Genomic DNA, 12597 nt, shown 5'->3' on the forward strand with positions numbered 1-12597 from the left:
CGGTACTCCAGGGCGCCGGTGTCGGTGTGGCGGGTGAAGTCGCCGGTGGTGGTGTCGGTGACGTGCCAGTGGCCGTCCACCCGGGTGACGGTGGTGTTCGGCACCGGGGCGCCGAGGTCGCTCCGGGCGATGGCGGTCGTGACCGTGCCGGCGGCGTTCGGTGGGGTGAACAGGTGTGTTCCGGTGGGTGCCCCGTTGGCGTCGCGCAGGGTGATGGCGTCGTGGATGTGTCGGCCGTTGCCGTCGACCACCAGGTGGTGGCCGCCGGCGTCGATCCGCGTGACGCCGGGGCCCATGGCGGTTTGGGGCGCGATGGTGCCCGGCTGCGGGGTGAGGGTCGGTACCGGGGCTCCATCGGTGCGGATCAGGCCGAGGTTCCCGTCGGGGGTGGTGGTGAGGTAGTGGTTCGCCAGGGGGTGGGCGGGACCGCCATCGGGGTTGCGCAGGGAGAGGGCGTGGTAGTCGAGGTCGCCGCCGGTGGTGTGGAGGGTGAAGTCGCCGGTGGTGGTGTCGGTGACGTGCCAGTGACCGGTGGGGAGTTGGGCGGCGTTCGGAGCGGGGGCGCCGAGGTCGGTGCGGAGTGACACGGTGCCGGGCGCGGCACCGGAGGCCGAGGTGGTGGTGAACAGGTGGACGTGGGGGATCGGCCGGCCGTCGAGGCCGTGGAGGGCGGTGACGTCGTGGGTGTGCGTGCCGTTCGGGGCGACGATCAGGTCGTGGTCACCGTGGCGCACGCGCAGCGCGTCGCCGGTGCCGGTCCCGGTGCCCGCCACTCGCAGGTCCACCGCGCCGGTCTGCGGGGTGACCGTGGCGCCGTCCACGGCCCCGAAGACGGTGACGCCGGGGTGGTCGGGGTCGGGACCGGCACGGAGCAGGCCGACGTCTCCGCCGGGGGTGGTGGTGAGGTAGTGGTTCGCCAGGGGGTGGGCGGGGCCGCCGGTGGGGCTGTGCGGCTGTAGCGAGGTGGCGCTGTACCGCAGGTCACCGGTGGTGGTGTGGAGGGTGAAGTTGTTGGTGGCGGGGTCGGTGATCCGCAGCTCGGTGCCACCGGGCAGGAGCGAGACGTTCCCGGTGGTGACGCCCCCGCCGCCCGCGTGGGTCACCCGTTCGGGCGCGCCCGAGCCGTCCAGGCGCAGGGTGATCTGCGTCGGGGTCGCGCCGCCGTCGTTCAGCGTCACGCGCTGCACGCCGGTGCCGATGGGGTTGCCGTCGGGGGCGATGGTCCACTGCCGGGTCGCGTTCGGCCCGAGGTCCTCGGTGATCCGCACCACGGGGTTGCCGCCGGTGCCCACCTCGACCCGCACCTCCCGGCCGTTGGTGCCCTGCGTCACGGTGGGGGTGGTGCCGTCGAAGGTCACCCGGCTGCCGGTGCCACCGGGAACCGTGAAATCGAAGGGTTGGATCGCCGGGGTACCGCTCGCCGGGGTGGGCACCGCGCCGCGCATCATGAAGACCTGCACGCCCTGGTCGATGCCCATCCGCTGCATCAGCAGGCGGTGCCAGGCGGGGTCGTGGCCGAACAGACGGTTGAGGGCCGCGAGGGCGTTGACGGCGTCCTTGTCGCCGGAGGACTTGGGGGGCGGTGAGAGCGCCAGGTCGTCCGGGGCGCCCTCTCCACGCGGGACCAGGGCGGACGGCGGATCGTCGAGGCGCGCCGGCGGGCCGGGGGGAGCGACGCCGTCGGCGGCCGGTCGCGGAGCGACGGGGGTGTGCGCCACGGGGGTCTCCGGGCGCGGGGTCACCGGCGCGTGCGCGGTGGGGGTCTCCGGCCTCGGCGCGACCGGGGCGGGGGCCGCGGAGGAGACGGCGGCGGTGCCCTCGGGCCGAACGCCGGCCGGTGGCAGGGGGGCCGTCCCGGTGGTGGAGACCACCGGGATGTGGGCGGGGTTGACGTATCCCTCGGGCAGGGTGTTCCCGGTGGGGGCGGGCAGGGACCCGGAGACGCCGCCGGGCGAGCCGGGGGCGCCGATCGCGACGGGTTCCGCGCTCCGGGGGGCCGGGAGGTCCGCGATCCTGCCGTCCACGGAGGGTGCCTGGAGACCGCCCTCGGCGCGGACCGGCCCGACGGACGACCCGGCGGCGCCGGGAGCGGGAGCGGGAGCGGGGGCGGGGGAGATCGAACCGTTCGGGAGCGTGCCCGGTGTGACGGCGCCGGGGGTGATGGTGGCCGGGGTGATCGTGCCCGGTGTGACGGCGCCGGGGGTGACGGTGGCCGGGGTGATCGTGCCCCCGGCGCCTAGGGAACCGGGGCTGGCGACGCCGTTGAGCTGCGGGGTGGGGATGTTCGCCACCGAGATCCCGTCGGGGCCGAAGACGCCACCCGGCGGGGGAGTGAGGTTGCCGGGGGACACGGCACCGGCGGCGGTGACCGGGCCGGGGGTGGCGGACGAGTTGCCGAGCCCGGTGCCGGGCAGGTCCGCGATCCTGCCGTCCACGGAGGGCGCCTGGAGGCCGGCCTCGGCGCGGACCGGCCCGATGGCCGAGCCGGCGCCGCCGGGGGTGACGGTGCCGAGGGAGGGGACCGCCGGCGCGGGAGCCATGTTGGAGAGGCCACCGGGAGCATGGGCCGGCGGGGGCGTGACCGTACCGGGGGTGACCGTACCGGGGGTGACCGTACCGGGGGTGAGGGTGCCGGGGGTGAGGGCGCCGGGGGTCGGCACGGAGCCGGGACTGATGACGGCGCCCGGCGGGGGAGCGAGGTTGCCGGGGGACACGGCACCGGCGGCGGTGATCGACCCGAGGGAGGTGGGTGATCCACCGAGCCCGGTGCCGGGCAGGTCCACGATCCGCGCCGTGATCGAGGGCAGTGCCGGGGTCTGTCCGAGCGATGTCTGGGAGAGGGAGGGCACGTTCAGCAGGTGCTGGGTCGGAGCGGAGGACGACCCGGCACCGGCCACCGAGCCGGGCACGGAGACGCCGACCTGGCCGGGAGGTGTGATCCCGCCGAGTGAGGTGATTCCCTGGATGCCCTGTATCTGGGGCGTGGGCAGAGCGGAGACGCCGGACAGGCTCGCCGGGATGTGACCGACGGTGCCCGGGGCGCCGAGGTTCGGGGCCCCGGCACCGGGCGCGGTCACCCCGGAACCCGGTACACCGGCGTTGACGCCGCCGACGGAGACGCCGCCGACGGAGACGCCGCCCGGGGTGAGGCCGCCGGGGTTGATGCCGCCGAGGGACATGCCTCCGGCGTTGAGGCCCCCGACGTTGAGTCCTGCGGGGTTGAGGTTGCCGGGGTTGATGCCGCCGAGGGACATGCCTCCGGCGTTGAGGCCCCCGACGTTGAGTCCTGCGGTGTTGATCGCCCCCGCGTTGACACCTCCGAGGGACACGGTTCCCGGATTGAGACCGCCGGGGTTCAGACCGCCGGGGTTGATGCCCCCGGCGTTGACGCCGCCGAGGGAGACGCTGCCGGGGTTCAACCCGCCCGGGCTCACCGTTCCCGGGTTCACCGCGCCGAGCGAGACCGCGCCCGGTGAGACGGGGGCGGGTGCGGCGATCGACCCCAGTTGCGGCGCGGACACGCTCGGGGCGGTCACCGTCGGCGCGGTGACGGCGTTGTTCACCGCCACCGGGGCCGGTGTCGGGGCGAGGGCGCCGAGGTTCACGGAGCCGGGTGAGCCGATGGTGATGCCACCCATCCCGGTCATCGAGGACATCGACCCCAACTGCGGCGGTTGCACGGTGCCGATGGACGGCAGGTCGGCGATCCGCGCCGACATGGGCGGCATGTCGATGCCGCCCATCGGGGTGCGCAGCACCGACAGCGGGCTGAGCGAGATCTGTCCGAGGTTCACCGAGCCGAGGCCACCGGGGGCGAGCCCGCCCGGGCCGAGCCCGCCGATTCCGGAGAGGCCGCCGGGCGGGGTGAGCGATCCCGGCGTGACGATGCTCGGAACGACGGGACCGGCGGGGCCACCGGGGGAGATGCCACCCGGCCGGACCGGCACTCCGATCGGCGGCATCACCCGAAGGTCGGCGACACCCGCGCCCACGGCGGAGATGTTCGGGGCGGTGAACCCGCCCATGCCGCCCATCCCCGGGGTCGGCACGCCGAACCCGCCGGCGCCGAAACCCGCGCCGCCCGGGCGGGAGAGGACCATGACGCCCGATCCGATGCCCGACGCCGCGCCGGCGCCGCCCCGGATGCCCGCGGTCACGGTCGGGGAGAAACCGTAGATGTGCTTGCCGAACAGGCCGCGGTCGATGAAGCCGATCCGGAAGGCCAGGCCCATGCCGAAGCGCATCTCCTCCCGGGCGACGGGCAGGAAGAAGCTGATGAAGCGGAACTTGGTGATGCCGTGGACGCCGGCCCGGAAGGCGCCCGGGGTGAATCGCACCAGCCCCACGCCCATCCGGATCGCGGTGTAACCGGCCAAGCCGACCCCGCGCAGGACGCTCGCCTGGATGCCCCCCAGCACGGGTGCGTTGATCCGCACCGGCGTCATGATGCCCGAGGCGTTGCGGAGCCACAGCGTCGTGACGCGGGTCCCGCCGCCGAAGGCCCCGCTCAGGCGCAGCGAGGTGAAGACGTTCGGGCCCAGCTTGAAGAAGTCCTTGGTGGTGCTGAACCCACCGCGCAGCCCGGCCCACACCTTGCCGACGTTCAGGGCCCGGGTGCTGGGCGCGATGATGCCCAGGATCGCGAAGACCAGGTCGGCGACGCCCGCCTTGCCCTGTGAGAAGTCGATCGCGGTCTTGATGAGGATGGCGGCGTTCAGCGCGATGGTGAACAGGGCGAGGGGGCCGCCGACGAGGATGGCCGGGATGATCAGGATGATGGCCAGCCACTGGAGGGCCTTCCAGATCTCCTCGCAGGCGTCCACCGGTGAGGAGATGCTCGAGGCGGCGGAGCGCAGCACCCGGGCGGCCTCGTCGCCGGCCTCGCGCTGCCGGTTCCCCGCCTCCTCGGCCTCCCCGCGGAGCCTGCTGCGTTCGGCCTCCGCCTCGTCGTCGTCGCCCAGGCCGCGGGCGGACTCCAGGGCGGCGTCCGCCTTGCGCTGCTCCTCGACCATCACGCCGTGATAGGTGGTGAGCGCGTTCCCGGCGTTCCGGTGGGCCTCGGCGAAGGTCTCCACGAACTTCCGCAGTTTGTTGTCGATCACCTCGCGCAGCGCGTCGGCGGTCTTGCCGACGAAGGCGCCGTCGGTGGTGTCACGGACGTTCTTCAGACCGTCGTCCACCACTCCCGCGAGTTCGACCAGCTCCTTCTGGGAGGCGATGACGCGCTCCAGGCGGGGCGCGTCGCCGGGAGTGGGGTCGTTCGAGAGGCCGAGCACGCTCCAGTCGGTGGGACGGGGCACGGGTCTCTCTCCTCTCGGCGGGCGGCGCGATCGACGGGCGCCGGCGGGCCCCTCCGGCAGCCGATCGGGCCGGGACGGAGCGGGGTGAGGCGGATGCGGAGGGGGCGACGGCGGACCCTCCGTCATGTCCACGTTTCGCGGGCCCCGATGGTTCACCCCGATCCGATCTGAACCCGGGGCGGTTCCGGTGCGTGGTAGGGGTGGGCGCGACCGCGGGCGGAGCCGGCGGACCCGCCGCCCGCACACCGCACGTCCGGCTCACACGCGGTTCGACCCGGTCCCACCGGGAGGAACCGGAGAAGGGGCAGCATGGCCGACGACCTTCCCGCCGACTTCTCCATCGACTACTCGGTCCTGCACCAGGTCCGGGAGAACATGATCGAGCTGGCCGAGACGGCGGGCAGCGGCGGCGCCAGCGGGGACTACCGCGACCTGGGGGAGGCCAACGCCGGGGAACGGAAGGCCGCCCTGGGCCACGACGGGCTCTCGTCGGCCTTCAACCTCTTCTACACGATGTCGCGAACCCGGGTGAAGGAGGCCAAGGACGGCCTGGAGGAGTTGGGCAACCTCTTCGGCGGCGTCGCCGACGGCTTCTTCAACGTCGACTCCCAACTCGCCCAGAGCGCCGGGGCCTCCAAGGCCGCCGGGAACCTCGACAACTGGCGTGCCGATACCGAGGCGTACGAGCAGTGGGAGAGGGACAACACGGCCTGGGGGGACTACCTGGAGTCCATCGGTGTCCCCGATGGGGACGCGGCGGACCCCGACTTCTCCCTCCACGAGGCGTGTTCGGTGGACGACCCGCCCGGCTACTGCGAGCAGTGGCGGGAGGACATGGACGCCGCCCGCGCGGGAGACGGCGAACGCCCACCGGAGAACCCCGGGGAGGCGCCGGAGAAGCCCTCGGAGACCCCGCCCACCCGGTGGGAGTACACCGACGAGTCGGGTACCACGGTCGTCGAGTTGGAGTTGGACGACAACAACGAGATCGTCAAGGAGACCTCGACCGTCACCACCACCGACGGTCAGAAGTTCGTCTCGGAGACGGTCTACGACGGCACGGTCCACACCGTGGAGGACGACAACGGCCGCGGCTACACCTTCCGCGACCAGACCACGACGACCACCTACGCGGACGGGACGACCACCACCTCCGAGACCGTCTACACCGGTGATCCCCGGACGGTCTCGACCGGTGAGGACTCCAACGGGCTGGAGCGCTTCGCCGCCTTCCAGGACTACACCGTCACCACCACCGACGAGGACGGCGAGGTCGTCTCCACCACCGAGGTCGTCCTGGCCGACGACGGCTCCGGAACGATGACCATCACCGAGGACGGCAAGACCACCGAGTACACCCGCTCCGGTCCCCGCGCCTCGTGGGAGGAGAAGTAACCGGCGAGGCCCGGCACCCGAGCCCCGGCACCCGAACCGGCCGCCCCCTCGCGGCCGGCACCCGAACCCCCGGCACCCGAACCCCCGGCCCTCGCGGCCGGCACCCCACCCAACGGCGAAAGGACGGCCCCGTGGCCAACATCAGCCTGAACTACGACGAGATCGACCGTGTCTGCAACGTCCTCAACACCAGTGTCGAGGAGACCCTGGTGCCCCGGATGAACGAGGCCCAGCAGGAGGTGGACGCGCTGCTGGAGACCGGCCTGGTCTTCGTGGAGGCCAGCCCCGCCCTCCAGGCGCAGTACCAGACCTTCACCACGTCGCTGAAGAACGCGACGCAGAGCATCATCGACTACGCCGACCAGTTCCGGGCCATCAAGGAGTCCATGCAGGAGATGGACGCCGACATGGCCGAGAAGGTCAAGAGCAGCGGGCGCTGAGCCCCTCCGTCACCCCACCGTCCCCGTCCCCGGGCCCCCGCGCACCATCCCGCACCGTCCCACGGAGGAATCATGGCCAGCGACGCCAACATCAGTATCGATTACTCGACCATCGAGGCCACCGCAGGCACGATGGGCACCAAGCTCTCGGACATCGCCACCGAGCTGACCGAGCTCAAGACCACCGTCGAGGGGCTGCTGCAGAACGGTCTGGTCTTCGAGCAGGCCAGTGAGGCGCTCAAGGAGGCGTACGAGTTCTTCACCACCCAGATGGAGACCTCGGCCAACAACATCGGCGAGTACGCCAAGTTGTTCCAGGAGATCTCCACGGAACTCCAGAACTCCGACTCCGACATGGCGAACGACATCCGTTCCTCCCTGGAGCAGAGCCGGGCGGAGGCCGCCGAGGCCGAGGCCAACGCGTAGTCACCCGTCCGCCGCGTCGCGTGGACGGGGGTCCGGGGTCTCACCCCTCGCCGAGCACGGTGAGCGGCACCTGCACCGCCATCGGGCCCCCGCTCGGGCCGGCGGTCCATCCCCGCCCGGGCGGCAACGCCATCCGCACCTGCTCGCTCGACATCCGGCAGCCGATCAGCTCGCCCTCGACGACGGACTTCGGGGAGGTGAGCAGCCCTCGGCGGACCCGCCGCATCTGCCCCAACCAGCCCAGGGCGCTCGTGGACTCGGCGGTGGCGGCCACCAGGAGACCCTGCCCCCGGTCCCGCCCGGAGGCGAGCACCCGGCGCAGCACCTTGTCGGCCGCGCAGTTCGCCAGGAGTTCCGCGTCGTCGACGATGAGTACCGTCGGCCGGCCGCCGGTGGCCTCCAGGGCCGCCTCCACGTCCACGGCCGAGGGGTCGGCGTCGGTCAGCACCCGGGCCAGGTCGTGTGCCGCCAGCCGGCGCAGCTGCGACTCGCGCGGGGCGAGCACCACCAGCGAGGTGCCGCCCATCAGCAGGGAGACCGCCATCGAGGCGAGGGCCGTGCTGCGACCGCTGCGCGGCGGGCCGGCCACCACGAAGGCGCCGCCCTCGGCGGCGAAGTCGAAGCCGATCGGACCGGCGTCGTCGCCGCCGAGCCCCACCAGGGCCCACAGCGGGCGCCCGCTCTCCCCGGGCAACCGCTCGGCCGCCTGCTGGAAGGTGAGCGAACCGGGCAGTTCGGCGATCGGGAAGGGGCGCCGGTCGGCGGGGACACCGCTGTCGCGCTTCGCCGCCTCCCGGGCGATCCGCCGCAGGGCGTCCGCCTGGTCGGGCACGGAGCCGGTGCCCGACCCGCCCCGCGCGCCCCGGGTGTCGGCCGTGTCCCCGGTGTCCCCGGTGTCCTTGGTGTCGGCCGTGTCGTCGTCGGCGCCGGGCAGCAGCGCGACCTGCGTCTCCAGCCCGGACGGCGCGTGCCAGGCGCGTCCCTCCGGGACGTGGGAGGGGAGCCGGTCGCGGCTGAGCCCCACGTGGAAGTAGTCGCCGGCCTCCGCCTGGCGCAGCAGCAGCCGCTTGTCGTTGTGCGCTCCCAGCCTGCCGGCCAGCAGCAGCCGCTCCGAGGTGGCGATCACGTGCACGCCGACCGCCGCGCCCTCCCGCAGCAGCCGCACGACCTCGCCGTACAGCCGGCCGCCGTCGTAGTCGTCGAGCAGGCCGCTGAGCGAGTCCCAGCCGTCGATCAGCAGCATCAGGTGGGCCGGGCGACGGGCGCGCGACAGCTTGCCGCGCAGCTCGGTCCAGCTCGCGCAGTCGTGCTCGGAGAGCAGCCGCTGGCGCCGGGTCAGCTCCTTGGAGAGCCGCTGGAGCAGGCGTTCCAGGCGCTCGGTGTCGTGCCGGGAGACCACCGCGCCGCAGTGCGGCAGGCCGGACAGCGCCGCCAGGCCGCCCCCGGAGGAGTCCACGCAGTACAGGTGCACCTGCTCGCTGGTCAGCGTCCTCGCGATCGAACCGGCGACGGTGCGCAGCACCTGGGTGCGGCCCGAGCGGGGGGTACCGATCACGTACAGGTGGCCGAACTCGGCGAAGTCGATGACGCCCAGCCGGCGTTCCTGCCGCTGCGGCACGTCGTACAGCGCGTAGGGCACCGCCGGCAGCCGCCCCGGAGGGGCGGGTGGGGTGGGGGGCGTCGGGGGGAGGTCCCGGAGGGTGAGGTGCTCGGGCAGGGCGGGCAGCCACGGTCGGACGCCCGGGGCGAGGTCCGGCAGCAGGTCGGCGGCCTGTCGCAGCGCGGACACCAGGGCGCCGAGGTCGGTGGGCCGCTCCTCGGTCACCGTCTCGCCCTCGTCCTCCTCCTCGCCGGTCACGACCGGGCGGCCCAGCCCCTGCCAGGTCAACTCGGCGGCGCGCACCGGCCGGGCGGGCCCGGCCGGCCGGGTGTCGTCGGTCCCGTCCTCCTCCGCCACGGCGCCGGGACGTTCGGCGCCCACCCAGGCGGTCTGGAAGGCCGTGGGGGTGCCGCCGCCGCGCCGCACCAGCGCCCGGCCGGGGGTGTGCGGGGAGATGGTGACGGCGTCCGGGGAGTCGATGATGTCCTGGCTCTCCGCCCGGTCGGTGACCCGCAGCGCGATCCGCAGGTTGGTGTTGGCCTTGATCTCGTTGTTCACCGAGCCGGCCGGGCGCTGGGTGGCCAGCAGCAGGTGCAGGCCCAGCGACCGGCCGCGCTGCGCCAGGTTGATCAGGCCGGGTACGAAGCCCGGCAGTTCACGGACCAGGGTGGCGAACTCGTCGATCACGATGAGCAGTCGGGGCAGCGGCGCCAGGCGCGGGTCACGGGCCCGCTTGGCCCGGTACTCGGCGTGGTCCTTCGCCTCCACCTCGGCCAACACCGTTTCGCGGCGGCGCAGTTCGGCGTCGAGAGAGGCCAGTGCGCGCTGCACCAGGTGGCCGTCGAGGTCGGTGATCATCCCCAGGGTGTGCGGGAGTTCGGCGCACTCCCGGAAGGCGCTGCCGCCCTTGTAGTCGACCAGTACGAAGGTCAGCTCGTCGGGCCGGTTGACCGCCGCCAGGGAGGCGATCAGGGTCTGGAGCAGTTCGGACTTGCCGGAGCCGGTGGTGCCGCCGACCAGGCCGTGCGGCCCGTCGCGGACCAGGTCCAGCCGCAGCAGGTTCTCGTACCCGCGCCCCAGGGTGAAGGAGGTGGAGGCCGGCCGGCGGTTCCACAGCTCCACCAGCTTCGCCGGGTCCGGCGGCTCCTGGTCCAGCAGCGGCAACAGCCGCACGTCCGCCGGCAGGCCGGAGTCGGCGTCCACGCTCACGTCCCGCACCGGCGCCACGGAACGGGCCACCCGCTCGCACCAGTCGGGGGTGACCAGGTCGGCGCGGATCTCCTCCACCGCGGGTATCCCCGAGGCGCGCAGGGTCAGCCGACTGCCGGCGGCGGAGACCACCACCGTGCACTCCTCGGGCAGCAGCCGCTCCCGCTCGTCGAGGCAGAGCGAGAAGATCCGCACCGCCGGGCCGGTGGTCAACAGCTCCACCACGCCCGGCACGTCCCGCAGCCGGCGGGCACCGTCGAGCACGACCAGGATGTCCGGCTCGGTCATCAGGGTCCTGGCCAGCGCGGAGGAGGACGCCTGGACCCGGGCCCGCAGCCGGGAGAGCAGTTCGTTGACCCGGTGCGCGGTGCTCTCCGGGTCGTTGCCCAGCGCCACCACCGCCTGCGGGGCGATGCCGCGCAGGTGCGGCAGCCACCGCACCCAACTCCAGGAGTCGGCGTGCTCGTCGGTGGTCAGGACGACGATCCGCAGGTCGCGTGGGCTGTGCAGGACGGCGCTCTGGGCGACCGCCCAGCGGGCCAGGGCGCGCGGGCCGTCGCCCTGCCCGGTGAAGCCGATCACGCCGCACTCGGTCATCTCGACGCCGTAGGGGACATCGGCCAGCCGCCAGTGCACGGTGCGGTGGTTGCTGTCCCGCGCCTGGTCCTCGATCCGCTTGAGCGAGGCCCGGGTGACCGTGCCCAGCCGCAACACCAGGTGGTCCGGGTCGCGGCGACGCCGCTCCCACAGTTGACCACCGGGCCCGGAGGCGGTCAGCAGGACGGCCGCCGGGTCGGGGAACGCCCGGTTGCGCAGACCGCGTTCGGTGATGGTGGCCCGCCGCATCTCCCGCTCCAGCGAGGTCCGGCGGATCCGGTACAGGCGCAGCTTCTCGGCGTGCTGCCGCCGTCCGCCGCGCCGGGCCATCACCCAGTTGCTGATCGCCATCAGCGGGGTGAAGAAGACGAAGATCACGAAGAAGAAGTTGCGGAAGAGGCTGATCAGCACCATTCCCATGATCAACGGCATGATGATCATGAGGAATGGAAAGGCCCGGCCGCGGGGCGCGGTCGGCGGGCCGGGCAGCCGCAGTGACTCGTCGTCCAGGTGCGGGGCCAGCCGCGGCGGCCGGTTGTACTCCGTGGCCACACCGTCCGCCGACGGGTTGACCGCCGCGTCCGGCTCGAACGGCGCGCAGTGCCGCAACAGGTGGTCGCCCAGGGCCAGATCCGCCCACTCCGGCCACTCGACCGACCCGTCGGTCGGGCGTGGCAGTTCGGCGGGGGGCGGGGTCGGCGGCGGTTCGGGCAGCCCGTCGGGGCCGGGCGCCGGCGGTTCGGGCGAGTGCCCGCCGGGACCGCCGTCCCGGGGGCCGGCGGGCTCCTCGTCGGTGAGCGGGATGCCGGTGTCGGGATCCACGGGCGGCGGTGGCGTGAGACTGCGCAGCCCGCAGCGCTCGGGATCGGCGTCCCCGGGCAGCAGGACGGAGACCGAGCCGTCGACGCCGACGGTGATCCACACCCCGGAGTCCGGGACGCCGGCGCCCGGGTCGCCGTCCGGGCGCAGCGCGCACCCCCGGTCGGTGCCCCACTCGTGCCGCCCCGGGCCCAGTCGCCACACCCGCCCGGCGCCGGGGCCGGAGACATGCCGCAGCTCCACCAGGGTCGGGTCACCGGGCGGCGGGAAGCGCACCGGGCGGCCGGGCTCGGACTCCTCCGGGAGGGGTGCGCCCAGGCCCAGCAGCGCCCCCTCGCGCACGCCGCAGGCGCTCAGCGGGAGATCGGGGTCCAGTCGGTCGGCGCCGTGGTAGAGCCCGATCGGCGCGGCCTCCCCGGTGGTGCCGGCGGGGGTGGTCGATACCCCGGTCGCAGGGGCGTCGTCGGCCTCCCCCGGGTCGGGGGCCCGGACCAGGGCGGGCAGCAGATCCCCCACGGTGGCGCCCTCGGGGACGTCCAGCAGGTGGTCCGTGCGCCGGCCCGAGGGCTCGGCGGTGGTGACGGTGAGCTTCACGGTGGTGTCCAGCGGAGTCGTGCCGTTCGCCCGACCGGTGGGACGGGGCGGGGCGGCGGGTGGACGGAGGTGGGCGGTGCGTGCGGCGTCCGGGGTGCGGGGGCGGCCCGCCGCCGGGCCCCGCCCGGCTGCGTTGACGCCCATCCCGAAGGGAGTCGGGGGAGTACGGGGAGCGACGTGCGCGTCCCGTGCGCCCCGGACGCTCCCCGGTCGGGGC

General features: G+C 74.0%; 4 protein-coding genes and 1 pseudogene. 3 read left to right on the plus strand and 2 right to left on the minus strand.

All coding sequences use genetic code 11. From position 1 onward, the window contains the following. A pseudogene (locus tag LZF96_RS25955) lies at nucleotides 1-5300 on the minus strand (hypothetical protein); the annotation flags it as partial. A gap of 309 nt (nucleotides 5301-5609) precedes the next feature. Here LZF96_RS25955 and LZF96_RS25960 point away from each other — a divergent pair. From LZF96_RS25960 to LZF96_RS25970, 3 genes are all read left to right on the plus strand, one after another. Continuing rightward, the gene (locus LZF96_RS25960; RefSeq protein WP_233877257.1) at nucleotides 5610-6695 is read left to right on the plus strand and encodes a serine/arginine repetitive matrix protein 2; all 1086 of its coding nucleotides are present in this window, start codon (nucleotides 5610-5612) and stop codon (nucleotides 6693-6695) included. A gap of 131 nt (nucleotides 6696-6826) precedes the next feature. Beyond that, nucleotides 6827-7135: a hypothetical protein gene (locus LZF96_RS25965; protein WP_233877259.1), complete on the plus strand. Its 309-nt coding sequence runs from the start codon at nucleotides 6827-6829 to the stop codon at nucleotides 7133-7135. Nucleotides 7136-7207: 72 nt separating this feature from the next. Then, entirely contained in the window at nucleotides 7208-7561 is a 354-nt protein-coding gene (locus tag LZF96_RS25970; RefSeq protein WP_233877261.1) for a WXG100 family type VII secretion target, read from the plus strand. A 40-nt stretch (nucleotides 7562-7601) separates the two neighbouring features. Here LZF96_RS25970 and LZF96_RS25975 read toward each other — a convergent pair whose 3' ends face one another. Next, on the minus strand, nucleotides 7602-12524 hold the full coding sequence (locus LZF96_RS25975; protein ID WP_233877263.1) for an FtsK/SpoIIIE domain-containing protein: 4923 nt from the start codon (nucleotides 12522-12524) through the stop codon (nucleotides 7602-7604). Between the last annotated feature and the right edge of the window lie 73 nt (nucleotides 12525-12597).

This window comes from Streptomyces sp. ST2-7A, assembly GCF_021390475.1.
Taxonomy (GTDB): Bacteria; Actinomycetota; Actinomycetes; order Streptomycetales; family Streptomycetaceae; genus Streptomyces.